This window comes from Halomonas sp. B23F22_20 (genome assembly GCF_043496985.1).
Classification (GTDB): Bacteria; Pseudomonadota; Gammaproteobacteria; order Pseudomonadales; family Halomonadaceae; genus Halomonas.
Genome location: NZ_JBIEKH010000003.1, coordinates 68,119 through 92,148, shown reverse-complemented (window position 1 = coordinate 92,148; position 24,030 = coordinate 68,119). Strand labels below are relative to the sequence as shown.

The 24,030-nt window shown below is 65.2% G+C and carries 21 protein-coding genes, 1 other RNA gene and 1 pseudogene; 11 read left to right on the top strand and 12 right to left on the bottom strand.

Going from position 1 to position 24,030, the window contains the following annotated elements:
* Positions 1–68: 68 nt before the first annotated feature.
* A pseudogene (lptM, locus tag ACGTN6_RS21140) lies at positions 69–179 on the bottom strand (LPS translocon maturation chaperone LptM); the annotation flags it as partial.
* Positions 179–1,615, bottom strand: coding sequence for an argininosuccinate lyase (argH, locus tag ACGTN6_RS02785; protein WP_394589700.1), 1,437 nt, complete (start codon positions 1,613–1,615; stop codon positions 179–181). The gene argH and the pseudogene lptM, both read right to left, overlap by 1 nt.
* Before the next feature lie 236 nt (positions 1,616–1,851).
* Here argH and hemC point away from each other — a divergent pair, with 236 nt between their 5' ends.
* Genes hemC through ACGTN6_RS02765 form a run of 4 tightly spaced genes read left to right on the top strand, consistent with a single transcriptional unit; the run spans position 1,852 to position 6,310 of the window.
* Positions 1,852–2,784: a hydroxymethylbilane synthase gene (gene hemC, locus ACGTN6_RS02780; protein ID WP_394589882.1), complete on the top strand. Its 933-nt coding sequence runs from the start codon at positions 1,852–1,854 to the stop codon at positions 2,782–2,784.
* Complete coding sequence (locus ACGTN6_RS02775) at positions 2,784–3,572, top strand: uroporphyrinogen-III synthase (RefSeq protein WP_394589699.1); 789 nt, start codon at positions 2,784–2,786, stop codon at positions 3,570–3,572. Before hemC ends, ACGTN6_RS02775 begins: the two co-directional genes overlap by 1 nt.
* Before the next feature lie 6 nt (positions 3,573–3,578).
* On the top strand, positions 3,579–5,054 hold the full coding sequence (locus tag ACGTN6_RS02770; protein WP_394589698.1) for a uroporphyrinogen-III C-methyltransferase: 1,476 nt from the start codon (positions 3,579–3,581) through the stop codon (positions 5,052–5,054).
* Positions 5,051–6,310, top strand: a complete 1,260-nt coding sequence (locus tag ACGTN6_RS02765) for a heme biosynthesis HemY N-terminal domain-containing protein (RefSeq protein ID WP_394589697.1) — start codon at positions 5,051–5,053, stop codon at positions 6,308–6,310. Before ACGTN6_RS02770 ends, ACGTN6_RS02765 begins: the two co-directional genes overlap by 4 nt.
* Positions 6,311–6,695: 385 nt before the next feature.
* Here the strand turns inward: ACGTN6_RS02765 and ACGTN6_RS02760 are convergent, their stop codons facing one another.
* Positions 6,696–8,387 (bottom strand): BCCT family transporter, encoded by a 1,692-nt coding sequence (locus ACGTN6_RS02760; RefSeq protein ID WP_394589696.1) that lies wholly within the window; start codon positions 8,385–8,387, stop codon positions 6,696–6,698.
* 644 nt (positions 8,388–9,031) lie between these two features.
* Positions 9,032–11,341: a mechanosensitive channel protein gene (ybiO, locus tag ACGTN6_RS02755; protein ID WP_394589695.1), complete on the bottom strand. Its 2,310-nt coding sequence runs from the start codon at positions 11,339–11,341 to the stop codon at positions 9,032–9,034.
* Positions 11,342–11,605: 264 nt separating this feature from the next.
* Here ybiO and crcB point away from each other — a divergent pair, with 264 nt between their 5' ends.
* Together crcB and ACGTN6_RS02745 are read left to right on the top strand one after the other, a co-directional pair.
* Positions 11,606–11,992: a fluoride efflux transporter CrcB gene (crcB, locus tag ACGTN6_RS02750; protein ID WP_394589694.1), complete on the top strand. Its 387-nt coding sequence runs from the start codon at positions 11,606–11,608 to the stop codon at positions 11,990–11,992.
* Positions 11,989–12,378, top strand: coding sequence for a fluoride efflux transporter FluC (locus ACGTN6_RS02745; RefSeq protein WP_394589693.1), 390 nt, complete (start codon positions 11,989–11,991; stop codon positions 12,376–12,378). The genes crcB and ACGTN6_RS02745 overlap by 4 nt, the downstream gene beginning before the upstream one ends.
* Positions 12,379–12,441: 63 nt before the next feature.
* Here ACGTN6_RS02745 and pgi read toward each other — a convergent pair whose 3' ends face one another.
* From pgi to pyk, 3 genes are read right to left on the bottom strand one after another with little or no spacing between them, the layout of a single operon-like run.
* Positions 12,442–14,106: a glucose-6-phosphate isomerase gene (pgi, locus tag ACGTN6_RS02740; protein WP_394589691.1), complete on the bottom strand. Its 1,665-nt coding sequence runs from the start codon at positions 14,104–14,106 to the stop codon at positions 12,442–12,444.
* Positions 14,107–14,142: 36 nt separating this feature from the next.
* Positions 14,143–14,619 (bottom strand): methylglyoxal synthase, encoded by a 477-nt coding sequence (locus ACGTN6_RS02735; RefSeq protein WP_394589689.1) that lies wholly within the window; start codon positions 14,617–14,619, stop codon positions 14,143–14,145.
* A complete protein-coding gene (pyk, locus tag ACGTN6_RS02730) occupies positions 14,612–16,078 on the bottom strand; it encodes a pyruvate kinase (RefSeq protein ID WP_394589688.1) in 1,467 nt (488 codons plus the stop codon). Before pyk ends, ACGTN6_RS02735 begins: the two co-directional genes overlap by 8 nt.
* Before the next feature lie 368 nt (positions 16,079–16,446).
* Here pyk and gap point away from each other — a divergent pair, with 368 nt between their 5' ends.
* Positions 16,447–17,448, top strand: a complete 1,002-nt coding sequence (gene gap / locus ACGTN6_RS02725; RefSeq protein WP_394589687.1) for a type I glyceraldehyde-3-phosphate dehydrogenase — start codon at positions 16,447–16,449, stop codon at positions 17,446–17,448.
* A gap of 110 nt (positions 17,449–17,558) precedes the next feature.
* Here the strand turns inward: gap and ACGTN6_RS02720 are convergent, their stop codons facing one another.
* The 3 genes from ACGTN6_RS02720 to smpB form a co-directional block, all read right to left on the bottom strand.
* Entirely contained in the window at positions 17,559–18,302 is a 744-nt protein-coding gene (locus ACGTN6_RS02720) for a M15 family metallopeptidase (RefSeq protein WP_394589686.1), read from the bottom strand.
* Between the two features lie 270 nt (positions 18,303–18,572).
* Positions 18,573–18,951: a transfer-messenger RNA gene (ssrA, locus tag ACGTN6_RS02715) on the bottom strand.
* A 42-nt stretch (positions 18,952–18,993) separates the two neighbouring features.
* Positions 18,994–19,485, bottom strand: coding sequence for an SsrA-binding protein SmpB (gene smpB, locus ACGTN6_RS02710; RefSeq protein ID WP_183388902.1), 492 nt, complete (start codon positions 19,483–19,485; stop codon positions 18,994–18,996).
* A gap of 129 nt (positions 19,486–19,614) precedes the next feature.
* On the opposite strand from smpB, the gene ACGTN6_RS02705 reads away from it, so the two are divergent.
* Together ACGTN6_RS02705 and ACGTN6_RS02700 are read left to right on the top strand one after the other, a co-directional pair.
* Entirely contained in the window at positions 19,615–20,058 is a 444-nt protein-coding gene (locus tag ACGTN6_RS02705) for a type II toxin-antitoxin system RatA family toxin (RefSeq protein ID WP_394589684.1), read from the top strand.
* Positions 20,045–20,362: an RnfH family protein gene (locus ACGTN6_RS02700; RefSeq protein WP_394589682.1), complete on the top strand. Its 318-nt coding sequence runs from the start codon at positions 20,045–20,047 to the stop codon at positions 20,360–20,362. Before ACGTN6_RS02705 ends, ACGTN6_RS02700 begins: the two co-directional genes overlap by 14 nt.
* A 16-nt stretch (positions 20,363–20,378) precedes the next feature.
* Here ACGTN6_RS02700 and ACGTN6_RS02695 read toward each other — a convergent pair whose 3' ends face one another.
* Positions 20,379–20,804: an outer membrane protein assembly factor BamE gene (locus ACGTN6_RS02695; RefSeq protein WP_394589681.1), complete on the bottom strand. Its 426-nt coding sequence runs from the start codon at positions 20,802–20,804 to the stop codon at positions 20,379–20,381.
* A gap of 72 nt (positions 20,805–20,876) precedes the next feature.
* Between ACGTN6_RS02695 and fur the strand changes: the two genes are divergently transcribed.
* Positions 20,877–21,323: a ferric iron uptake transcriptional regulator gene (gene fur / locus ACGTN6_RS02690; RefSeq protein ID WP_183388898.1), complete on the top strand. Its 447-nt coding sequence runs from the start codon at positions 20,877–20,879 to the stop codon at positions 21,321–21,323.
* A 78-nt stretch (positions 21,324–21,401) separates the two neighbouring features.
* Here the strand turns inward: fur and recN are convergent, their stop codons facing one another.
* Entirely contained in the window at positions 21,402–23,075 is a 1,674-nt protein-coding gene (gene recN, locus ACGTN6_RS02685) for a DNA repair protein RecN (protein WP_394589680.1), read from the bottom strand.
* Between the two features lie 234 nt (positions 23,076–23,309).
* Between recN and grpE the strand changes: the two genes are divergently transcribed.
* Positions 23,310–23,933 (top strand): nucleotide exchange factor GrpE, encoded by a 624-nt coding sequence (grpE, locus tag ACGTN6_RS02680; RefSeq protein ID WP_394589679.1) that lies wholly within the window; start codon positions 23,310–23,312, stop codon positions 23,931–23,933.
* Positions 23,934–24,030 lie beyond the last annotated feature (97 nt).

The following is a 24,030-nucleotide window of genomic DNA, read 5'->3' as shown; positions in this document are numbered from 1 at the left end:
GCGTTGGCATCGTTGCCTTGGGAATCGTCGTTGCCCTGGCTGTCGTCGTCCTGCTGGGCGTCGCGGGGGCCGTAGCGCTCGGCCGCGGCCTCGTCGCCGGGCAGGTAGAGCGGGCCCTTCTGGCCGCAGCCGGTCAGCAGCACGAGCGTCAGCAAGGCGAGGGGCGCGAGGCGGCGCATCAGCCCTGGCCTCCCTGGGCACCGGTGGCGTTCAGCGCGGCCAGGGCGTCGCGGGCACGCTGGGCGGCGGCGCGCACCTGGTCCGGGGCGGTGCCGCCGATGTGGTTGCGGGCGGCCACCGAGCCCTCGAGGGTCAGCACCTCGAAGACATCCTGCTCGATGACGTCGGAGAACTGACGCAGCTCCTCGAGGCTCATGTCGGAGAGGTCCTTGCCTTCGCGCAGCCCGAAGGCCACGGACTGGCCGACGATCTCGTGGGCATCGCGGAAGGCTACACCGCGGCAGACCAGGTAGTCGGCCAGGTCGGTGGCGGTGGAGAAGCCCTTGCGTGCGGCCTCGCGCATGTTGTCGGCCTTGGCCTCAATGGCCGGCACCATGTCGGCGAACGCCTTGAGGCAGTCCTGAACGGTGGCCAGGGCATCGAACAGCGGCTCCTTGTCCTCCTGGTTGTCCTTGTTGTAGGCCAGCGGCTGGGACTTCATCAGCGTCAGCATGCCCATCAGGTGGCCGTAGACCCGGCCGGTCTTGCCGCGCACCAGCTCCGGCACGTCCGGGTTCTTCTTCTGCGGCATGATCGAGGAGCCGGTGCAGAAGCGGTCGGGCAGGTCGATGAAGTCGAACTGGGCGCTGGTCCACAGCACCAGCTCCTCGCTCATCCGCGACAGGTGCATCAGCAGGGTGCTGGCGAAGGCGGTGAACTCGATGGCGAAGTCGCGATCGCTCACGGCGTCGAGGCTATTCTCGGCGGGGCGGTCGAAGCCCAGCAGCTCGGCGGTCACGTGGCGGTCGATCGGATAGGTGGTGCCGGCCAGTGCCGCGGCGCCGAGCGGCAGCACGTTGACCCGCTTGCGACAGTCGAGCAGGCGCTCGTGGTCGCGGGACAGCATTTCCTGCCAGGCCAGCAGGTGGTGGCCGAAGGTCACCGGCTGGGCGGTCTGCAGGTGGGTGAAGCCGGGCATGATGGTGTCGGCCTCGCGGTCGGCCAGCGCGATCAGCCCCTGGCGCAGCCGGGTCAGCTCGGCGGCGACGGTGTCGATCTCGTCGCGCAGGAACAAGCGGATGTCGGTAGCGACCTGGTCGTTGCGCGAGCGACCGGTGTGCAGCTTCTTGCCGGTGATGCCTATCTTGTCGGTGAGCCGCGCCTCGATGTTCATGTGCACGTCCTCGAGCGCGACCGACCACTCGAAGGTGCCGGCCTCGATCTCCGCCTGGACCTCGTCGAGGCCGGCCAGGATGGCGTCACGCTCGTCCTCGGTGAGCACGCCGACCCGGGCCAGCATGGTGGCGTGGGCGCGCGAGCCCTGGATGTCGTGGTGGGCCAGGCGCCGGTCGAAGTCGACCGAGGCGGTGAAACGGGCGACGAAGGCGTCGGTGGGCTCGCTGAAGCGACCGCCCCAGGACTGGTTGGTGCTGGTGTTCGTCGGACTTTGGCTCATCGGGCTGACATCCTGCATGACTGAAGGTGGGAGTGAGGCGGCGGGCGGCGCCGGCTTGACATGGCGGAAAGTGTACCAGAGTCCGGGTGCCAGGCGAGGGACGCCGAGCTGCGTGGGACGCGGCGATTTTTCCTGGCCTCCCGGGTCCTTTATGATGACGGAACATCAGAGATCACCGGGCGCCCGCGCGAAGGCGCCGGCGCAACGAACCGGTACGGGAGAAACACGTGCAAGCCATGACAACGCTGCGTATCGCCACCCGCAAGAGCCAGTTGGCCATGTGGCAGGCCGAACACGTCCGCGAGCGCCTGATGGCGACGCATCCCGGCCTCGAGGTAGAGCTGGTGGCGATGGCCACACGAGGAGACAAGATCCTCGACACGCCGCTGGCCAAGGTCGGCGGCAAGGGCCTGTTCGTCAAGGAGTTGGAAGAGGCGATGCTCGACGGTCGCGCCGACATCGCGGTGCACTCCATGAAGGACGTGCCCATGCATTTCCCCGAGAGCCTGGGGCTGTCGGTGATTCTGGAGGGCGCCGAGCCCACCGACGCCTTCGTCTCCAACCACTACGCCTCGCTGGACGAACTGCCCGAAGGTGCGCGCATCGGCACCTCCAGCCTGCGCCGTGGCCTGCAGATGCGCGAGGCGCGTCCCGACCTGCAGGTACTGAATCTGCGCGGCAATGTTCAGACCCGACTCGGCAAGCTCGACGACGGCGAGTTCGAGGCCATCCTGTTGGCGACCTCGGGCCTCAAGCGCCTGGGACTGGCGGATCGCATCACCATGGAGCTGCCGCCGGAGGTCTGCCTGCCGGCCTGCGGCCAGGGTGCGTTGGGCATCGAGTGCCGCATGCACGATGCCGAGCTGATCTCGCTGCTGGCGCCGCTCGACGATTCGGCCACCGCCACCCGAGTGCGCGCCGAGCGTGCCATGAACACGCGTCTCGAGGGTGGCTGCCAGGTGCCGATCGCCGGCCATGCCATATTCGAGGACGATGGCCAGACCCTGTGGCTGCGTGCCCTGGTCGGCAATCCCGAGGGCACCGAGGTGCTGCGCGCCGAGGGGCGTGGCTCGATCCACGAGCCCGAGGCGTTGGGCATCCGGGTCGCCGAGGAGCTGCTGGACATGGGCGCCGGCGATATCCTCGCCGAGGTCTACGGCGCCGGCTGATGTCCATGGCGCCGGTACTGATCTGCCGTCCCGGCCCTCGGGCCGCGGCGCTGGCCGAGGCCATGGCCGCGCGAGGCTTTGCCGTCGAGCACGGCGAAGCCATGGCGCTCGAGCCTTTGTCGGAGGATGCGGCGCAGCGTGCTGCCTGGCTGGACTTCGACCAGTTCCGTCGAGTGGCGGTGGTCAGCCCCTTTGCCGCCGAATGCATGGCCGAGGCCCTGGATCGCTATTGGCCGCAGTTGCCGGTCGGCATCGACTACTATGCCGTAGGTGCGGCGACGGCCGCGACGCTGCATCGGGAGCTGGGCGTTCGCGTGCACCTGCCGCCGGCCGGCGTTGGCGACACCAGCGAGGCATTGCTCGCGCTGGGATCTCTGCAGCGTCTCGATGAACAGCGAGTGCTGCTGGTGGCGGGCGAGGGCGGTCGGCCGTTGCTGGCCGAGACGCTCGCCGGGCGGGGCGCCCGTCTCACCCGATTGGCGGTCTACCGACGCCGTCTGCTCGAACCCGCTGAGCCGCTGCGGCAGCGATTGACCGCGGGTGACTACCGGGCTCTGGTGGTCACCAGCGGAGAAATCCTCGAACATCTGGCAAGATGGTGCTCGCACACCGCCTTGCACCAACCGCTAATCGTGTCCAGTACCCGGTTGGCTACACTGGCCGGCACGCTGGGGTTTCGTCGCCCCGTCGTGGCGTCTGGGGCCACGCCCGCTGCGCTGGCAGACGCCGTGACCAAGGGAGACCCGGAGAAGGCCGATGTCGATCATGACGATCTCGAAAAGGGCTAGCGACAGATGAGCAAGCAATACAACGATCAGGACGAACAACAGACGCCCTCCGGCGCTCAGCCAGACGCCGAGGCGGCGAGCCAGGGAGGCCAGTCTGAGGCAGGCAAGCCGAGCGGCTCGTCATCGAGGCGATCTCGGCGTCGAGGCAAGGGAGGCAGTGCCTCTCAGGCCAAGGGCGGCGAAACGACGGGCCAGACGGCGTCATCTTCCTCGGCCGCCACTGCCACGTCGGAAAAGGCGCAGGAGAGTGAAGTGGCATCGACCGAGGCCACCAGAGACGATAGTTCCGCCAAGGCCTCCGGCACCTCTGAGTCGACCAAGTCGTCGGGCAACAAAGGCGCCTCCGCCACGAAAGCGACGGGGAACAAGGGCGCGGGTGGCAAGACCTCGTCAAGCGGGTCAGGCGGCAGCCAGGCGGGAGCTGCGTCCGGCGGGGGCGATGGCCAGTCGCGCGGCAAGGGCGGCGGCAAGGCCGGTGCCCTGGCGCTGGGACTGGTAGTCCTGTTGGGTGCCGGGGGCGTCTATTTCGGCTGGCAGGTCTGGCAGCGACTGGATGCCCAGCAGCAGCACCTGGCCGCGCTACCCGAGCAGCCCGCCACCCAAGGCGCGCTGGACGACCTGGCGAGCCGGTTGCAGAGCGGGCAGAGCGAGCGAGCGTCAGCCATCGAGGCGCTGCGCGGTGAATTCTCCGACTATCGTGCCAGTGTCGACCAGACCCTCGACAAAGTGCTGGAGGACTTGTCCCGACAGCAGCAGACCGACGAGCGCGACTGGCTCCACGCCGAGGCCGCCTACCTGCTGCGCCTGGCCAATCAGCGCCTGCAGCTCGAACGTGACGTCGAGGGAGCGGCGGCGCTGCTGCGCACCGCCGATGCCCGTCTCACGGAAGCGGACAATCCCGCACTGATGCCGGTGCGCCGCGAGATCGCCTCCGAGCTGGCCGCCCTGTCCTCCGTGCCCCGGGTCGACCGCACCGGTCTCTACCTGGCGCTCAATGCCCAGCAGGAGCAGATCGCCAGCCTGCCGCTGGCCCAGGACATCGAGGAGATCGCCGCCAACTCGACCATCGAGGAAGCGCCCAGCGGTGCCTGGCAGCAGCAGCTGGCGCGCTTCGGCCAGGAGCTCAAGGACCTGGTCACGGTGCGCAAGCATGACGAGGCCATGGAAGCGCTGATCTCGCCGGAGCAGGAGTCCTACCTGCGCCAGAGCGTACGGCTTATCCTCGAGCAGGCGCAGCTGGCGCTGCTCAAGGAGGAACAGGATCTCTATGAGGCCAGCCTCGACAAGGCATTGACCCTGATCCGCGGCTACTACGACACCGATAACGGCGGCGTTCAGGCGGTGCTGTCGCGGCTCGAGGAACTCGAGGCCCGTACCATCCGTCCCGAACTGCCGGATATCAGCGGCTCCCAGCAGGCGCTGGCGAGCTTCATCGAGCACCGCTTCGAGGCCGGCACTGACGGCCAGGGAGATGAGGCATGAGAAAGCTGATTCTGCTCGTGGTCCTGGGCCTGGCGCTCGGGGCCCTGTTCGGCCAGTTGATGATGTCGGTGCCCGGCTACTGGCTGGTGCGGGTGGGCGATACTTCGTTCCAGACCTCCTTCTGGTTCGGTTTAGTGCTGTTGCTGGCCGCCTTCATCGTGCTGCACTTCGTGCTGCGCCTGCTGATGCGCATGACCCGGCCGGTGTCACGCTTCAAGGTGTGGAACAGCCGCTCGCGCAACCGCACCGCCATGCGGCGTACGGTGCGTGGCCTGGTGGCACTGGCCGAGGGGCGTTGGAAACGCGCCGAGAAGTCGCTGGTCAAGGCCGCTGACGACTCCAGCACGCCGCTGGTCAACTACCTTTCGGCGGCCCTGGCGGCCCACTATCAGGGCCGCTACGAACAGGCCGATACCCTGCTCAAGCGCGCCCACCTGAGTACCGAGGGGGCCGATACGGCGGTCGGCATGATGCAAGCCCAGCTGATGCTGGATCGCCAGCAGTACGAAGAGGCCCTGGCCATCCTCACCCGCCTGGATCGCCACTTGCCCAACCATCCCCAGGTGCTCAAGCAGCTCAAGCAGGCCTATATCAGTCTCAGTGACTGGGACGGCCTGCGTCGCCTCACGCCGCGGCTGGGCGCACAGCAGTTGATCTCTCGAGAGGAGCGCGAGCAGCTCGAGCTGCAAGCCTATCGCGAGCTGATCTCCCAGGAGGCTCGTCAGCCGGGTGACATCGAGCGTGTCCGCAACCTCTGGGCCGACATGCCCGATCATCTGCGCACCAACGTCGAGCTCATCGTGCTCTATGCCGAGGCCCTGGTGCGCGGCAACGAGCAGGGCATCGCCGAGCGGCTGCTGCGTCACTCGCTCAAGGAGCAGTGGGATAACCGCCTGGTGCTGCGCTACGGCCTGCTCGAGGTGGATGCGGCCCGTCAGCTGGTGGTGGCCGAAAAGTGGCTGCAGGAGCGGCCCAATGATCCGGACCTGCTGCTGACGCTGGGTCGCCTATCGCTGCGTAACGCCTACTGGGGCAAGGCCCAGGAGTATTTCGAGGCTAGCCAGCGCCAGCGTCCCAGCGGAGTGGTGTGTGCCGAGCTGGCGCGGCTTTATGCCAATCTGGGCGAGCACAACAAGAGCCAGCTCTACTATCGCCAAAGCGTCGAGCTGCTCGACAAGTCGCTGCCTTCCCTGCCCCAGCCCACCGAGCCGGAAGACACCCTGGCGCGAAGCAACGGTACGCGCCAGGCATCCTGAAGGCATCGAGCCGACGCCAGAGATCGAAAGACGAGGCAAGGAACAGGGGGCTGCCGAATGGCAGCCCCCTTCGCGTTGCCGAGGTGTGGGTGTTGACCGGCGTCCGACTCGCGCGGTCTCGATGGTGGGCCTTCGAGGCAATGTCGTGGGCGAAAGCATGGCGTGGGTGTCGACGTTTTGCCCGCCTTATCCTCCAGTGGTGATAGGGCAACTCTCGCCCGGGCGGCGCAAGACCCTTGCCTCAAGATCCATACTCGAAGCCCGAAGCCCGAAGCCCGAAGCCCGAAGCCCGAAGCCCGAAGCCCGAAGCCCGAAGCCCGAAGCCTCAAGAACGACAACGCCGGCCCGAAGGCCGGCGTTGTTCCACGGAAGTGGAGGGGCGTCGTTAGCTACGCGATACCCCGGGACTGGTATCCTCCACGTGGAACGGTGCCTCGGGATCGACTTCCAGGTCCGTTTCCTTGAGAGCCTCCTCGGGCGGGGCCATGCCTTCATGGGTCGCCTGATTGCGAGCCTCATAGGCGTCTGCCCCCACCGGCATGGACTGGTAGTGGGTATAGATGCTCGACAGCATCAACTTGCGATCCTTGCGCAGCTCTCTCAGCAGCACCACGATCATCAGATAGAGGATGAAAGTGAAGGGCAAGGCCGCCAATACCGATGCTGCCTGAAGCCCTTTCAGCCCGCCCGATGCCAGCAGCGTGAAACAGATAGCAGCCATCAACACTCCCCATAGCACACGCTTGAACAGCGGGGGATTGATGGAACCGTTATCGGTCATCTGCGCAATGATGTAGGTGGCCGAGTCGGCGGAGGTGACCAGGAAGATGAAGATCAGCACCATCGCCATGATAGACAGCAGCCCCGAGAAGGGCATCAGGTCGAACATCTTGAACAGTGCCACGGTGATGTTGTCCTGAGTGGCTGCGGCCAGGCCCAGGCCGTCGCTGGCCAGTTCCATATGAATGGCCGTGCCGCCGAACACGCCCAGCCACAGGCACGCGAGCAGCGGTGGCACGAACAATACGCCGAAGACATACTCCTTGATGGTGCGCCCACGCGAGATGCGTGCCACGAAGGTTCCCACAAAGGGAGACCAGGCGATGACCCAGGCCCAGTAGAAAACGGTCCAGCCCTGTGCCCACTGGTTGTCATTGTAGGGTGACATGCGCAGGCTCATGGCGAAGAAGTTCTGCAGGTAATCCCCCAGGCCCATGGTGATGGTCTCGAGAATTTTCAGCGTCGGGCCGGTCACCAGCACATAGAGCATCAATAGAATGCACATGATCATGTTGAGATTGGAGAGGCGCTTGATGCCCTTGTCCAGTCCCGACCAGGTCGACAGCATATAAGCGCAGAACATGCAGAACAGAATGATGAATTTCCACAAGGCATTTTCTGGTGTGCCGAAGACCGCATGCAGGCCACCATTGGTCTGCAACACGCCAAAGCCGACGGAAGTAGCGACCCCCATGACGGTGGCCACGACGGCAAATACATCGAGGGCACCATTGAAGTAGGGCTGTATAGTGGGACGCTTGGCGGTCAGTGGGCGCAGGACGACCGACACCAAGCCAGGTTGGTCTTTGCGGAATTGATAATAGGCAATGATCAGGCCCACCAGTGCGAAACCGGCCCACTGATGAATGCCCCAGTTGAAGAAGGCGTACTGGATGGCATAACGGGCCGACGCCTCTGTTTCACCAGGCATGTCGCCATAGGGTGGGGCAATGTAATGGGTCATTGGCTCGGCCATGCCATAGAAAACCAGGCCAACGCCGAAGCCTGCCGCCAGCAGCATGCTGACCCAGGAGAAGAAGCTGTATTCCGGCCGTTCGTCCTGTGGCCCGAGACGTACCTTGCCGTACTTGCTGCAGGCAAGGCCGATCAAGAAGACCACGATAAAGAACACGGAAAGAAGATAGAACCACCCGAAAAGTTTGGTGGCACCAGTGAGCAACTTGTCGGCGACTTCGCCGAACCCGGTGGGGAATATGGCGCCTAAAGCTACCAGCACCAGAATAATGCCAGCAGAGACATAGAAGACCTGCTGACTCTGTCCTTCTTTTTGTTGCATATCGCCTTCCTGAATTATTATCAATGACGTTTATTGGAAGGCCTGTGCAGCGCTGCTCCGGCATTGATCCCGTACTCGGACTCTCCGTGTCATGAGATCCTGCTCGGGGGTCAATTCCGAGCAGCCTTTGCAGACCCATTGTTGCTTGGTATCCCTCGGCACCGGCAAAGAGGCGCCCAAAGACCGCTCAAGTGGAGGGCTGCAATACCCTGCTAGAGCGCGACTTCGAGTCGATTATAGTCATCAATGCCTCCATGCCTAGTCACTCGCACTGTACATGACAGTATTTGCATGACTTATGCTCGAATTTCGCCTAATGGCGTAAGTATTCACCTACGGTTTTTCGGAAAAATGTCAGATATCCGCTCGCTCAAAGCTATTTTTCGATGCCGAGTCTGGCGTCGACCTTTGACGCCGGTGCCGATCACTTGGATGTAGGGGGGATGAACATGTCCCTGACCGACGTCCGGATATCGATCCCAGCGTTGAGCCGCCGGGAGGTGGCAGAGGAGCCCCGAGACTTGGTGTGGAGGCGCTTTCAGAGGGGGCGGTCAGTATTGAAACGGAAATCAGGCGCTGAAAAGCACAAGGGGGCTGCCGAGTGGCAGCCCCCTTGGGGTGGCGGGATGGAGATGGCGACGTCGTCAGCCTTCGTCGTCCTGGTTGTGTACCTCGGTGGGAGACGAGGTGTCGGCAGGGGCGAAGCGGTCGTCCACGGGATCGCCGTGTTGCCGTGGCTGGCCGGCCGGGCTGCCGTCGATGGTGAAGTTCTGCTGCATGACGCGCAGGTTGGCCGGCGGCGCGGCGCCTTCCTTGTCCGCTCCGAAGTAGAGGGTGGTGTGCGGGAAGGGAATCTCGATGCCAGCGGCGTCGAAACGCAGCTTGACCAGCCGGTTGTAGGCGCGGCCCACGGCCCACTGGTTGCCCGGAGTGGTCTTGATGCGCACTCGGATGTTGACCGAGCTGTCGGCCAGGGCGATCACCCCGGCCACCTCCAGCGGCTCGAGCAGGTTGATGTTCTGCTCTTCGTCGGCGGACAGGTCGTCGAAGGCATCGCGCAGCGCCTGGATCGCTTCGTCGATATCCTCACGGTAGGCGATGCCGTACTCGCCAACGTGATAGGCGAAGTCACGCATGTAGTTGGAGACGGTATCGACGCTGGAGAAGGGCACGATGTGATAGGTGCCGCTCAGGTCGCGGATGCCCACGGAGCGGATGCTCAACCGCTCGGCAGTGCCGGTGATGCCGCCGACGGTGATCACATCGCCGGTATTCATGGCGTTTTCCACCTGGATGAAGACCCCGGTGATGATGTCCTGAACCAGCTTCTGGGCGCCGAAGCCGATCGCCAGGCCCAGTACCCCGGCGCCGGCGATCAGCGGACCGATATTGATGCCGATCTCGGCGAGCACGATCATCGCCGTCAAGGTGATCAAGACGATGGCCAAGGCGTTGCGGAACAATGCCAGCAATGTCTGGGCACGGGCCGTGGGGACGCCGCTGCCGGTCTCTGGATTGAGCTTGTGCTCGATCAGGCTGGCCAGGCCCAGCCAGACGGTGGCGGCCACCACCAGGATAACGAACACGTTGATCAGCTTGCTGACCAGGCCGCGGCCCGCCTCCGAGGCATACCAGCCGGCCAGATCGAAGGCGCCCCAGGCGCTTAGGACCACCATGATGACGGCGATCAGGATCACGGCGCGAATTGCCCTCAGGGCGCTGGGCACGTAGCGATTGAGGCGCGGCTCGAGCAGCGGCAGCTTGCGCCGCAAGTCGTCACCCAGCCGGATGCGCCGGCCAATGGTCTGGGTCAGGAAGGAGGACACCAGCATGCCCACCAGCACCGCCACCAGCGTCTGCAGGGTGGCCAGTAGCACAAAGGGCAGGGCATCCTCGGGACGCGTCAGAGTCAGCACCAGCACCATCGAGAAGTAGGCCAGGGCGAACAGATGCCAGGTACGGGCGAACAGTTGCAGCGAGACGCGGCTGGCGGTCATGGTCGTCTGTCTCGCCTTGTGGTTCAGGGCGTCGCGCAGACGCTGGCGGTTGCGCAGCACCACGGTCACCGCGTAGGCGAAGGCGCCGAGCATGATCAGGTTGCCCACGGCGGCGCCGAGAGTTGGCGACAGATAGGCGTTGACCAGTGGTACCACCACCATCAGGCCGTAGCCGGCCAGGCCGATCAGTCGTGCAATCCAACGGTTCCAGTAGGAGGCATCGGCAGCACTGATGGGCAGCAGCCGCAGGCCCTCGTAACGCGAAGCGAACAGCATGCGTACGGCGGCCTTGAGCAGCTCGATGACCAGGAAGGCATTGAGGAACAGCGAGGCGCGAGTCGTGAGGTCACCGCTTTCGCCAACCGCAAAGGTGGCCACCAGGTTGCCGCCCACGTAGGCCAGGGTTACGACCAGCACGTCGATCAGCGCCGCCAGGCCCACGCTGAGCACCAGCCGCAGCAGCGGCTGCAGTCCCGGGCCATTCAGCGACCACTGGCTGAGCCGGGTGAACAGCGACCGGGCGAGACGACGAATAGCGACGAACAGCGCGAACGTCGCCAGGATCACCAGCCCCAGGTTGATGGTGGCACTGGTGAAGGCTGCCATGTCGAAGGTGCCGTCGGCGAGCCCGCCGCCGAACAATCGGCCAAGGGTGTCGACCAGGCGGCTGAACTGGTTGCCCAGGTCGCCCGCGACATGGCTGGTGGCTTCGGCCAGCCGGCGGGGCAGGGAGGGTTCGTTTACTGCACCGGCGGCTTGTGGCGCTGCGGTGTCGGCCTGGGCGCGCAGTTGGTCGATGAGTTGCTGGCGCGTCTCGGGATTCTCGAGCAGCTCGGCCAGGGTGGCGTTGGCCGTCTGCTGGGACTCGGGCGTCTGTGCTTGCAGCGGGCCCGAAGCCAGCAACAGGCAGGCCAGCAGCCAGCCACTGACCAGGGTGAAGAGTCGTCTGTGATGCACGCGATTGGCCTCCGTGTCTGGGCGTGGATGGGTGTCGGTCGTTGATCTTCCCAGTCTGAACCGGGAGCGTCGAGCCCCGGGCGATATTGCAATGGTGTACGAAAATTGTACATATGTCGAAAGTTGTGTCATTTTAATCATAAGGCATCGAATGATGCCCCCTGCTAGGCAAGCATTTCCTGACGCCATCCGCCTGGATGGCGTTTTTTTGTGGCCAGTGCCGTGCTCCGCTAGCATGGTGGCGAATTGGCAGGGAGACACATCATGAGTGTCGGCATCGTCAGCCTGGGACTGGTGGCAATGGGGGGCGCGCTGGGTGGCATGTCGCGCCTGGCGATGAGCGAGCTGGCAGGGCGCTGGCTCGGTCGAGCCTTTCCGTGGGGCACCCTGGCGGTGAACGTGCTGGGCTGTCTGGCGGTCGGCGCCCTGGCGCCGGCCCTCGACTGGCCGATGACGACCTCTCCGGCCTGGTTGGTCCTGGCGGTCGGTGGGCTGGGGGGCTTCACGACGGTCTCCTCCTTCAGTCTGCAGACGCTGAGCCTATGGCAGGAAGGGCGTCACGGGCTGGCTGCCACCAATGTGATGGCCACGTTGCTGGCGGGGCTCGCCGCGGCGGCCCTGGGCTGGTGGTTGGTGGGTGGCAACGCATGACGAGCTGGCGGAGCTATCTGGCGGTGGGCCTGGGCAGCGGCCTGGGAGCGCTGGCCCGACATCTGGTCGGGCTGGGGCTGATCAAGGGGCTCGGCAGCGCCTTCCTGTGGGGTACCTTGGCCGTCAACCTGGTTGGTTCCTGGCTGATCGCCGCTTTTGTCGCCCGGGCGGCGCACCGCATCTCAGGCCGTGCCGCCCGTTGGCAGCCCTTTCTGGTGGCCGGGTTCTGCGGCGGTTTTACCACCTTTTCGCTGTTTGGTCTGGAGACGCTCTATCTGCTGGAGACGGCCCGGCCGGGCCTGGCGCTAGCCTATGGCTTGGGCAGCGTGCCGCTGTGGCTGGCCGCCGCCTGGTGGGGGCAGAAAGCCGGGCGCCGCGCTTCATAGGCGCCCGGAGATGCGCCGCTAGATGCCGCCGGGCGGTACCGGCCCGACGGCCCCCTTCTGGTCTCAGGAAGAGGCCTTGCGGCGCTTGCTCCTGGGTTTGGCGGGCTCGGCGGCCGGGGTGTCCCGCGGCGCGCTGCCCTGGCCCGGGAAGTGTGCCCGCACCAGGTTGAGCAGGCCCTGGGTGGAGCCATCGAAGTCCTGGCTGTGCTCGTCGATGCGTTCGCTGATTTCGCCGGCGATGCGCTTGCCGAGCTGTACGCCCCACTGGTCGAAGGAATTGATGTTCCAGATCACTCCCTGGACGAACACCTTGTGCTCGTAGAGCGCGATCAGCGCGCCGAGGTTGCGCGGCGTCAGCTCGTCGAGCAGCAGGGTGCTGGAGGGACGGTTGCCGGGGCAGCTGTAGGGGTCTAGATCGCTGCCCTTTTGACTGCCCTCCATGAAGGCGTTGGCCTGAGCCAGCATGTTGGTCAGCAGCGCGAAGTGGTGATCCTCCACGCCTGGCTCCGGCTTCAGGGAGGCGATGAAGTCGATCGGTACGTAGCGGGTGCCCTGGTGGAGCAGCTGGAAGAAAGCATGCTGGCCGTTGGAACCGGTCTGCCCCCAGACGATCGGCCCGGTTTTGTAGTCCACCGGGTGGCCGAAGATGTCCACCGACTTGCCGTTGGACTCCATGTCGAGCTGCTGGAGGAAGGCCGGTAGCTGATGCAGTGCCTGGTCGTAGGGCACGATGGCCTGAGTCTCGGCGCCGGTGAAATTGATGTACCAGATACCGATCAGCGCCATCAGCACCGGCATGTTGGCGGCGTTGGGCGCGGTCAGGAAGTGCTGATCCATCTCATAGGCGCCCTCCAGCATCTCCATGAAGCCTTCGAAGCCGATGGCCAGGGCGATCGGCAGGCCGATCGACGACCACATGGAGTAGCGGCCGCCGACCCAGGCCCAGAATTCGAAGACGTTCTCCTCGCGTATGCCGAACGCCATGGCCGCCTTGCGGTTGGTGGAGGCGGCGACGAAGTGGGCGCCGACGTCGGCGTCCTCGCCGGCCTGCTCCAGGAACCAGCGCCTCGCAGTCTTGGCGTTGAGCAGCGTTTCCTGGGTGGAGAAGGTCTTGGTGGAAACGATGAACAGCGTGGTGGCGGGGTCGAGCCCCCGCAGCACCTTCTGGATGTGGGCGCCGTCGACGTTGGAGACGAAGTGGAAGTTCAGCTCCGCATGGCGGTATTTGAGCAGCGCCCGGCAGGCCATGTTGGGGCCCAGGTCCGAGCCGCCGATGCCGATGTTGACCACGTCCTTGATGCGCTCGCCGCTGTAGCCCTTCCATTCGCCGCTGCGTACCGCCTCCGAGAAGCGCTGGATCTGCTCGCGAGTGCGCTGGATTTCCGGCATCACGTCCTGGCCGTCGACCATCAGCGGTCCCTCGCCGACGTTGCGCAGGGCGGTATGCAGTACCGGCCGGTCTTCGGTGACGTTGATGATGTCGCCTGAAAACATCTGCGCGCGACGCTGCACCAGGGCCGAGTGATCGGCGAGCTCGAGCAGCTTGTCGAGCACGGCGTCGGAGATGTGATGCTTGGAGTAGTCGAGGAACAGGCCTCCGACGCGCAGGCTCATCTTGTCGAAGCGCTGAGGGTCGGCGGCGAAGTAGTCGGCGATGCGGTCACCGGCGGTGTCGTCGTGGAGGCGCTTCAGAGCCTGCCAGGTGACGCTGCGAGTAAGCTGGAACATGCGGAGTATACCTCGTCGTGGTCTTGTTCTCGGCGGTCAGCCGGTGCGCTGCGAGATCCAGCTCCCGGCATCGGGAATGGTCATCTCGAAGTCGCGGTCGAGCCAGGGGGAGCTGAGCAGGAAGTCGGCGCTGGCCGGATTGCAGGCCACGGGAAGGTTCCACAGCGCGGCCAGGCGCAGCAGCGCCTTGACGTCGGGATCATGGGGCTGGGGAGCGAAGGGATCCCAGAAGAATACCAGCAGGTCCAGGGCCTGCTCGGCGATCCGTGCGCCGATCTGCTGATCGCCGCCCAGCGGGCCGCTCATCAGCGCCTCCACCTCCAGCCCTAGCTGGCCTGCGATACGGCGGGCAGTGGTGCCGGTGCCGATCAGTTCGTGGCGTGCCAGGGTGTCTCGCCAGCGTTCGGCCCACTCCAGCATCTCCTCCTTCTTGCCGTCGTGGGCAATCAGGGCGATGCGCTTGCGGGCCGGCAGGGTGCGGCGGACGTCGCGCCGCGGGCGTGTGTCACTCATGCTGGGCTTCCACCTCGAGAATCCGCAGGGTATTGGTGCCGCCGTGGGCGTTCATGTGGTCGCCGCGGGTGAGGATGACGTGATCGCCCGGCTCGGCGATGGCGCGCTCCACCAGCAGCGCCATGGCCCGGTCGTTGAGCTCGTCGGCGCTCATCTCGCTGGTGTCGAAGGGCAGCGAGATCACCCCACGATACAGCGCCATGCGCCGCTGGGCGACGGGGTTGTGGGCCAGCCCGACGATCGGCAGCCCCGAGCGAATCCGGGAGGCGATCAGCGGCGTGTAGCCGGTGGACGTCATGCAGGCGATGGCGGCCACCCCGGTCAGGTGGTTGGCGGCGTACATGGCGGACAGCGCGATGGTCTCGTCGATCCGCGAGAAGCCCTCGTGGATACGGTGCCCGGAGGACTGGGCGATGCGCTCGCGCTCGGCGCCCAGGCACACCCGCGCCATGGCCTCCACGGTCTCCACCGGGAAGTCGCCGGCGGCGGTCTCGGCGGACAGCATCACCGCGTCGGTGGCGTCGAGCACCGCGTTGGCCACGTCGAACACCTCGGCGCGGGTCGGCAGCGGCGCCTCGATCATCGACTCCATCATCTGGGTGGCGGTGATCACTGCCCGGTTGAGGCTGCGGGCGTGCTTGATGATGCGCTTCTGGGTGCCGATCAGCGCCTCGTCGCCGATCTCTACGCCGAGATCGCCGCGGGCCACCATCACCGCCTCGCTGGCCTCGATGATGGCATCCAGCGTGGCATCGTTGGCCACCGCCTCGGCGCGCTCGAGCTTGGCCACCAGGCCGATTTCCTTCCCGGCCTCGCCCAGCAGCTCGCGGGCCTCGACCATGTCAGCGGCGCTGCGCGGGAAGGACACCGCCAGATAGTCGACGCCGATGGCCACGGCGGTCTCCAGGTCGGTCTTGTCCTTGTCGGTCAGTGCCGGGGCGGACAGCCCGCCGCCCTGCTTGTTGATGCCCTTGTTGTTGGACAGCTCGCCGCCCACCACCACGGTGGTGTGGATGGCGCTGCCGTCGACTTTCACCACGTCGAGCACCACCCGACCGTCGTCGAGCAGCAGGCGGTCGCCGGCGGCCACGTCATCGGCCAGGTCCTGGTAGTCGCAGCCGACGCGCTGGGCGTCGCCGGCCTCGCGTCCGAGGGCCACGTCGATGACGAAGGGCGCGCCCTCGGTGAGGCTGACCTTGCCGTCACCGAAGCGGGCGATGCGGATCTTGGGCCCCTGGAGGTCGCCCAGGGCGGCGACGCTGCGCCCCTGGCGGGCGGCGATTTCGCGCACCGCGGCCAGCCGGCGGCGGTGGTCGTCCGCCGAGCCGTGGGAGAAGTTGAGGCGCACCACGTCGACGCCGGCGGCGATCATCGCCTCCAGCACGCCCTCCCGGTCGCTGGCGGGGCCCAGGGTGGCGACGATCTTGGTGCGGCGGACGGGGGCGGTGCGATCAGACATGCCGATTCTCCTGTGAACGCGGGCGGGTGCGTCGAGCAAAGAGACAAGATAGCGCAATGGTGGTGATATTACGAAACTATGCGCCTTCGACCAAAGTCTATCCGCTATCAGGTGACGTACCGAATTTAGGGATAACTCCTTTATTAAAGGCCATTTTACTCGGGTGGCGTCAGGGTGGCGAGTCATGACGTGTTGTAAAATTACTAAAAAATACCTTGTCTCACGATCGATCCTGAGCCACATTGGGGGAAAGACGAGCCGTCGGCCCGCTTGTTCGGTCGATGCACGGCCCGGTGAGGGCATGCTGTCCTTCGGCTCGACCCCTTCCCAATCCGACAAGACGGCAACAGGTTCGAGAGGAAGACGCCATGACACTCAAGATCGCCATCAACGGTTTCGGTCGCATCGGTCGCAATGTATTTCGCGCCCTCTATGAGGGTGGATATCGTGGCCGGGTACAGGTCGTCGCCATCAATGACCTGGGCGATCCGGCGCTCAACGCCCATCTGCTGCGTCACGACACCGTGCACGGCCATTTTCCGTTTGAGGTCTCCCATGACGAGAGCAGCCTCACGGTCGATGGCGACCGTATCGAGATCATTTCCGAGCGCGATCCGGCTCAGCTTCCCTGGCAGCGCCTGGGCGTGGATTTGGTGATGGAGTGTACCGGCCTGTTCACCAAGCGTGCGGACGCGGGCAAGCATCTCGAGGCCGGCGCCGGCCGCGTGCTGGTTTCGGCGCCGAGTCCGGATGCCGACGCCACCGTGGTCTTTGGCGTCAACGAGGACGTGCTGACCGCTGCGCACAAGGTGGTGTCAAACGCCTCCTGCACCACCAACTGCCTGGCGCCGGTGGCCAAGGTGTTGCACGAGACGGTGGGCATCGAGAACGGCCTGATGACCACGGTACATGCCTACACCAACGACCAGAACCTGTCCGACGTCTATCACAAGGATCCCTACCGGGCGCGCAGTGCCACCCATTCGATGATCCCGACCAAGACCGGGGCCGCCGCGGCGGTGGGGCTGGTGCTGCCGGAGCTCAACGGCAAGTTCGACGGCCTGGCGGTGCGCGTGCCGTTGATCAACGTCTCGCTGGTGGACCTGACCTTCACCGCGAGCCGCGACACCACCAAGGAAGAGATCAACGCCATCGTCGCCGAGGCGGCTCAGGCGTCGCCGGTGCTGGCGGTCAATGCCCAGCCGCTGGTGTCCATCGACTTCAACCATGATGCCAACTCGTCCACCTTCGATAGTAACCACACCCGTGTGAACGGTCGGCTGGTCAAGGTCATGGCCTGGTACGACAACGAGTGGGGCTTCTCCAACCGCATGCTGGATACCGCTCTGGCGATGCACGCCACGGGCTGATCCTCCGCTGGATGCCGCACCGAACGACGCCGGGCCATGTGAGTGGCCCGGCGTCGTCGTGTCTGGAAGTCGTCACTCGATGCCGCTTCGGTCGAGGGTGACATGCTCGATCAGAGCTGACGCCGCCAGCGGCTTTCGATGGTATCCAGCTCTGCCGGCCCGTAATACGCGTTGTCGTGGCCACCGTAGTAGGCCCAGAGTTGATCGCCGAGATCGAAATGCCACCACTCGCTTGGCAAGTTGGTGAAGCCCTGGGCAAGCATGGCGTGATAGAGCAAGCGCCGGTTTTTCCGGGCCTGGTGACGCCTATCGCTTTCTCCCGGCTCGATCTCCAGCGCAGCGGCATGCGATGCAGGAACGGCTTCATCGAACAGCGTGCCCATGTCCAGCGGCAGGCCATCGGCGTCACACAGGGTCACGTCCACGGCGCCGCCGGTCAGATGCGGGCTGGGCGCCATGGGCGCGGTGCTGGGTTGAGCAACGAACTCGCGAGTGCGCTCCAGCAAGGCTTGATCATCCAGTTCGGGATGATGAGCCTGGATAGTAGCCTGTAGGGTGTCGAAGAGGTATTGCTGGACCCGCCAGGGGCGCCAGCCATCCAGCACCAGCAGGCTTAATTCCTCGGGCAGAGCGCGAGCCACCGCCAGCAGGCGCCGATAGACGCCCTCGCGAACGTAGCACTCGTTCACGGCACCGGGGATACCCATGCGGGCATAGGCCGGGAAGACCTTGATAGGGGGCGGCGCGAGGCTCATCGGTACCAGCGGCTCGTCGCACTCGACGATTGGCTGGCGACCGATCGCAGCCCAGTCGTGGGGTGGGTGGGGCGGGATCGGTGGCAGGTGGTCAAACATGAGGGGCTCGCGTCTGGTAGGGCGTTGCCATCATATCGCAGAGGCGTGGTGTGTGAGTACGAGCCACCAGATGTGAGGGTCGACGTGCTGTCGGTGATCCTTGTGCCCGAAACGAAAAACGCCACCCGGGTGTGGGTGGCGTTTCTCTGGTGTTGGTGGAGGCGGTGGGGATCGAGCCCCTGTTGTCCGAGAGAGGGCCGACACGTGGTCGGGCGATCCTTGTGCTTGAAACGAAAAACGCCACCCGGGTGGGTGGCGTTTCTCTGGTATTGGTGGAGGCGGCGGGGATCGAACCCGCGTCCGCCGACACTCGCCCATCGGCTCTACATGCTTAGTTCCGTCATTTGCTTTAACGTCGCTGGCTCCGACGGGCAGGATCCAGAAACGCGATTCCTCTAAGATTTAACGGTTGACGCGAGGACGGAGCCAACCGCGATCCCATCAGTCTGAGCTCGTGCCCTTTGGCGATGAATGGGCACATCGTCGCCGGGTAGGACTAGAAGCTAGCGGCGTTTAAGCTGCCAGCGCGCCCTGAGCGTAGTTGTCGTCGTTTGCGACTATTTAATCGTGATGTTGGATTTACGAGATACATCACGCTCTCGGCATGCACCTCAGGGGTTGTCATCGGCGTCGAAGCCATGTCGCCCCCGTAACGTGACCATCTTATCAGGATGGTCGGATCTATGACACCTCAGCCGCGGTTTTGTTCGCGCATGATGCGACCCTTCTGGCGCTGCCAGTCGCGGTCCTTCTCGGTGGCCCGCTTGTCATGCAGCTTCTTGCCGGTCACCAGCGCCAGTTCGCACTTGACCAGATTGCCCTTCCAATAGAGCTTCAGCGGTACGCAGGTGTGGCCCTTGTCCTGGGTGCGCGAGAAGATCCTGGCGATTTCCTTCTTGTGCAGCAGCAGCTTGCGTGTACGGGTCGGGTCGGCCACCTCGTGGGTGCTGACCGTGTTGAGCGGCGTCACGTGGCTGCCCAGCAGCCAGGCCTCGCCGTTCTTGACCAGGATGTAAGTGTCGGTGAGCTGCGCCTTGCCCGCCCGCAGGCTCTTTACCTCCCAGCCGGACAGCGACAGGCCGGCCTCGAAGGTCTCGTCAATGTGGTATTCGAAGCGGGCCTTCTTGTTGAGGGCGATGACGTTGTTGCCGGGACCCTTGCCCTTGCCTTTCTTGCTGGCCATGGAACCTCGTGTCTTTGCTTGCCGGTGGCGGCCTGCTCCCTCCGATATGAGGGGAAGCGTGATACCATTCAAGGCCGAAATAACCGCTCATGATACGCCTTGGGCCCCTTGAAGTCAGCGGAGAGGTCAATGCCAACGGTCAATCGGTCCGCCTTGGTGCGCCACACCCCTCAGGAGATGTTCGATCTGGTCAATGATTTCGAACGCTACCCGGAGTTTCTGCCCGGCTGCCGTCGTGCTCGGTTGATCGAGCGTGATTCGTCGCATCTGGTTGGCGAGATGACGCTGGGCCGCGCCGGCATCGAGCAGAGCTTCACCACGCGCAATGATCTGCATGAGCCCGAGCGAATCGAACTGTCGCTGGTCAATGGGCCCTTCAAGCGGCTGCGTGGCCGATGGTTGTTTCTGCCTATGGGAGACGGCGCCTGCAAGGTGAGTCTGGAGATGGAGTTCGAGTTCGCCAGCCGGCTGCTGGGCATGGCCTTCGGCAAGCTCTTCCAGCAGGTCGCCGGTCAGTTGGTCGATTCTTTCACCCGCCGCGCCGACGAGCTCTATGGCCATGGCCGCTACTGACCAGCCCACGCTGAGGGTCGAAGTGGCCTTTGCCCTGCCACACCGGCAGCGTATCGTCGTGCTGTCGGTGCCGGAGGGAACCACGGCGCGGCAGGCGGTGGCCTTGGCGAGGCTGGAAGAGCAGTTCCCGGAACTGTCAGTAGCGACATTCGCCGAGGCTGATCTGGGCATCTTTGGCAAGGCGCTGCGCGATCCTGATGCCCATGTGCTGCGCGAGGGAGATCGGGTCGAAGTCTACCGTGGGCTCGAGGTCGATCCGAAGGCGGCGCGGGCGGCCAGGGCCGCCCGCGCCAAGCAGCGCTGATCCTGAGGCGTCGAGACTACTCTTCTTCGCTGGGCGACACATTGAGCAGGTTGCCGGGACTCTCGTCGGGGCTGTCAGAGGGGCCGATGCCGCGCTCCGAAATCAGTGCCGGCGGACGCGAGAAGTCACCGTGATGCTCGACGGAAGCCAGGCGATTGCCGTTGAAGGTCAGCGTAAGGCGGCGCTGTTCGACGCCGCCGTAAGCCTCGTCCAGGCGATAGACATAGTCCCACTGGCTGGCATTGAAGGGCGCCTCGAGCAGCGGGCTGCCCATCAGGTCGATGACCTGCTGGCGGCTCATACCGGGGTGCAACTGGTCGGCCATGGCGGGCGTCACCAGGTTGCCCTGGGCCAGGTCGCGCTTGTAGACCCCGAAGTAGCTGCAGCCACTGATCAGTGTCAGGGCGAGGGAAAGGGTGACAATTCTGCTCAGCTTTTGCATTTGCGGCCATTCTTCACTATCGTGGTTTCGGTCGATCATAACCGACCCTACCCGATACTGCGAAGAGCAACCATGGCCGACCAGAACCATGAACTGCGCAAAGCCGGTCTCAAAGTGACCCTGCCGCGCGTCAAGATCCTGCACATTCTCGAGAACGCCACCGGTCAGCATCACCTGAGCGCCGAGGATGTCTACAAAACCCTGCTGGACTCGGGCGAGGACGTGGGGCTTGCGACCGTCTACCGCGTGCTGACCCAGTTCGAGTCCGCCGGCCTGGTGACGCGTCATAACTTTGATGGCGGCCACGCGGTCTTCGAGCTGACCCAGGAAGAGCATCACGATCACATGGTGTGCCTGGACAGCGGCGAGATCGTCGAGTTCTTCGACGAGACCATCGAGCGTCGCCAGCAGGAAATCGCCGAAGAGCATGGCTACGAGCTCGTCGACCATGCGCTAGTGCTTTACGTGCGGCCCAAGGGGTCCAAGGCGACTCGCCAGGAACTGTCGCACAAGAAGTGACCGGCATCGCCGATGCGAGACATGACGGCCCCGATCCTGAGGATCGGGGCCGTCTTCGTTTAGGCGCTGTTGAAGTGTTCAGTGGCGAGGGCGCTGACTGGCGTCGAGCATTTCCCGGGCATGGGCGAGGGTCTGGTCGGTCAGCTTCATGCCGCCGAGCATGCGAGCCAGTTCGCCGACGCGCCCGGCCTCATCGAGCAGCGCCATGCGCGTCAGAGTGGTGTCATCCTCGGCCTGCTTGGCGATGTGAAGGTGTTGGTGGGCCTGGGCGGCGACCTGGGGCAGGTGGGTCACGGTCATCACCTGACCGTTCGCGCCCAACCGACGCAGCAGTTGGCCGACGATCTCGGCGGTGGCGCCGGAGACGCCCACGTCCACCTCGTCGAACACCAGGCTGGGGATGGTGGAGTGCTCAGCAGCGACCACCTGGATGGCCAGGCTGATGCGTGACAGTTCGCCGCCGGAAGCCACCTTGGCCAGAGGGCGCGCCGGCTGTCCGGGATTGGCGCTGATCAGGAAGCGCACCCGGTCGAGTCCTTCGGGGGACGCAGCCTCGCGCTCGCCAACCTCGGCGGCGAAGGTCGCCTTGCCCATGGCCAGGAAGGCCAACTGATCCTGCACCGCGGCGCCCAGGCGTGCGGCGGCCTCGCGCCGTGCGGTGCTCACCGCCAGCGCCTGCTCCCGCCAGCGTACTTGCAGGGTTTCCGCCTCGGCGGATAGCGCCTCCAGGTCGTCGTCGCCGCCGTCGAGCTCGGCGAGCTCTTCACCGAGGCGCTGGTGCAGGTCGACCAGTTCCTCGGGCGGCACGTGATGCTTGCGTGCAATGCGATGCACCTCACCGAGGCGTTCCTCCACCCAGGCCAGGCGCTCGGGGTCCAGCTCGACACCGGCGGCGAAGTGGCTGAGTTCGCGGCCGGCCTCCTCGACCTGGATGCAAGCGTCGCCAAGCATCGAGAGAACTTCGGCCAAGGCGCCGCGCTCGCTACCGGGCAGGGCGGACAGTCGGCTCACCGCCTGGTTGAGCAGCGGCAGGGCGCCGCCGTTCTCGCCATCACAGCATTCGACGGCGAGCTGAGCCTCGCGCAAGCGCTCCTCGGCATGGGCCAACTCTTCCTGCTCGGCCTCGAGCCCTGCCAGCTCGTTCTCGGCCAGGGCCAACTGGTCGAGTTCCTCTACCTGGTAGCGCAGCAGCTGGCGACGGGCACGCTGTTCGTCGCCATCCTCGGCCAGCCGCTTCAGGCGGCGACGCACCTCGCGCCAGGCATGAAAGGTTTCGGCCAGTTCGGCCACCGTGTCGGCGTGACCGGCGAAGTCATCGAGCAGCCGCAGGTGCGTGTCCTCACTGAGCAATGCCTGATGGGCATGCTGGCCATGGATCTCGATGAGGTGTCCACCGAGGGCCTTGAGATCCGCCACCGTGGCGGGCTGACCGTTGATCCAGGCTTTCGAGCGCCCGGCGCGCGTCACCACACGGCGCAGCAGGCAGTCGTCGGCGGGCAGTTCGCGCTCGGCCAGCCAGGCGCGTGCGGCGGGCAGGAACCTGATGTCGAAGCGGGCGCTGAGGTCGGCGCGTTCGCGGCCGTGGCGTACGCTGCCGGCGTCGGCGCGCTCACCGAGGCAAAGCCCCAGGGCGCCGAGCAGGATGGACTTGCCGGCCCCGGTCTCGCCGGTAATGGCGGTCATGCCGCCGCCGAGCTCGAGCTCCAGATGGTCGACGATGGCGAAGTCACGAATGGCGAGCTCTGTCAGCATGGTGCCTCCCGGTGGCCGGTGCGGAACGACTCTCGAAACTACTGGCTATTCATCCACTATCTTGTGCGTTTATACAGTAGTCGAGGGGGCGGAACAACGCACGGTCCGATTCCCGTGGCCCATCTCCCTTGAGATCGCTGCGACCAGCCCCATATACCTGGCAACATCGGTTTTACATCGACATTCAGTCCTGCAGGCGGCCCAGGGCCGCCGGTGGGCATTCAGGAGAACAGCATGGCCAAAGACCCGCAGACCCCGCTGGACGACGAGCTGGCTCGCCAGCAAGACGAAGCCGATACCCAGGTCGAGCTGGAGCCTGTCGAAGGCGAGCTGGAAGACGCCGTCGAGCAGGCCGAGCAAGGCGCCGAGCCGGTATCGGACAACCCGGAGGCCGAAGTGCTGGCGGCCAAGGTCGAGGAGCTCGAGCAGGCCCTTAGCGACGCCAAGGACCAGTCGCTGCGTGCCGCCGCCGAAGCTCAGAACGTGCGTCGTCGCGCCGAGCAGGAGACTGACAAGGCGCGCAAGTTCGCGCTGGAAAAGTTCGTCAAGGAGCTGCTGCCAGTGGTCGACAGCCTGGAGAAGGCGCTCGAGGCCATGGGCGAGGATGCGACCGAGGCCCATCGCGAGGGCGTGTCCATGACCCTGAAGATGCAGCTCGACGTGCTGGACAAGTTCGGCGTCGAGGTGGTCGAGCCGGCCGGCGAGCCCTTCGACCCTCAGTATCACGAGGCCATGGCCATGGTGCCGAACCCCGAGCTGGAGCCTAATACCGTGATGGACGTCATGCAGAAGGGCTACCTGCTCAACGGCCGCCTGGTGCGCCCGGCCATGGTGGTGGTCAGCCAAGCCGCGGAGTGATATTTCGCGGCCAAAAGCGACCGAGGCCCTTGAAAAGGCGTCGAGGGCCCCCAGATAGACGGCAACCCCGCGGCAAACGCCGCACATGAACGAATTG

Bases quoted from the DNA above. Each gene is read 5' to 3' on its own strand.
- ACGTN6_RS02770 (WP_394589698.1), top strand. From the start codon at position 3,579: ATGAGCAAGCAATACAACGATCAGGACGAACAACAGACGCCCTCCGGC.
- hemC (WP_394589882.1), top strand. From the start codon at position 1,852: ATGACAACGCTGCGTATCGCCACCCGCAAGAGCCAGTTGGCCATGTGG.
- fur (WP_183388898.1), top strand. From the start codon at position 20,877: ATGGCCGACCAGAACCATGAACTGCGCAAAGCCGGTCTCAAAGTGACC.
- ACGTN6_RS02720 (WP_394589686.1), bottom strand. From the start codon at position 18,302: ATGTTTGACCACCTGCCACCGATCCCGCCCCACCCACCCCACGACTGG.
- ACGTN6_RS02735 (WP_394589689.1), bottom strand. From the start codon at position 14,619: ATGAGTGACACACGCCCGCGGCGCGACGTCCGCCGCACCCTGCCGGCC.
- grpE (WP_394589679.1), top strand. From the start codon at position 23,310: ATGGCCAAAGACCCGCAGACCCCGCTGGACGACGAGCTGGCTCGCCAG.
- pgi (WP_394589691.1), bottom strand. From the start codon at position 14,106: ATGTTCCAGCTTACTCGCAGCGTCACCTGGCAGGCTCTGAAGCGCCTC.
- pyk (WP_394589688.1), bottom strand. From the start codon at position 16,078: ATGTCTGATCGCACCGCCCCCGTCCGCCGCACCAAGATCGTCGCCACC.
- recN (WP_394589680.1), bottom strand. From the start codon at position 23,075: ATGCTGACAGAGCTCGCCATTCGTGACTTCGCCATCGTCGACCATCTG.
- ACGTN6_RS02700 (WP_394589682.1), top strand. From the start codon at position 20,045: ATGGCCGCTACTGACCAGCCCACGCTGAGGGTCGAAGTGGCCTTTGCC.
- ACGTN6_RS02765 (WP_394589697.1), top strand. From the start codon at position 5,051: ATGAGAAAGCTGATTCTGCTCGTGGTCCTGGGCCTGGCGCTCGGGGCC.
- ACGTN6_RS02760 (WP_394589696.1), bottom strand. From the start codon at position 8,387: ATGCAACAAAAAGAAGGACAGAGTCAGCAGGTCTTCTATGTCTCTGCT.
- smpB (WP_183388902.1), bottom strand. From the start codon at position 19,485: ATGGCCAGCAAGAAAGGCAAGGGCAAGGGTCCCGGCAACAACGTCATC.
- argH (WP_394589700.1), bottom strand. From the start codon at position 1,615: ATGAGCCAAAGTCCGACGAACACCAGCACCAACCAGTCCTGGGGCGGT.
- ACGTN6_RS02705 (WP_394589684.1), top strand. From the start codon at position 19,615: ATGCCAACGGTCAATCGGTCCGCCTTGGTGCGCCACACCCCTCAGGAG.
- ACGTN6_RS02695 (WP_394589681.1), bottom strand. From the start codon at position 20,804: ATGCAAAAGCTGAGCAGAATTGTCACCCTTTCCCTCGCCCTGACACTG.
- ACGTN6_RS02775 (WP_394589699.1), top strand. From the start codon at position 2,784: ATGTCCATGGCGCCGGTACTGATCTGCCGTCCCGGCCCTCGGGCCGCG.
- ACGTN6_RS02745 (WP_394589693.1), top strand. From the start codon at position 11,989: ATGACGAGCTGGCGGAGCTATCTGGCGGTGGGCCTGGGCAGCGGCCTG.
- crcB (WP_394589694.1), top strand. From the start codon at position 11,606: ATGAGTGTCGGCATCGTCAGCCTGGGACTGGTGGCAATGGGGGGCGCG.
- gap (WP_394589687.1), top strand. From the start codon at position 16,447: ATGACACTCAAGATCGCCATCAACGGTTTCGGTCGCATCGGTCGCAAT.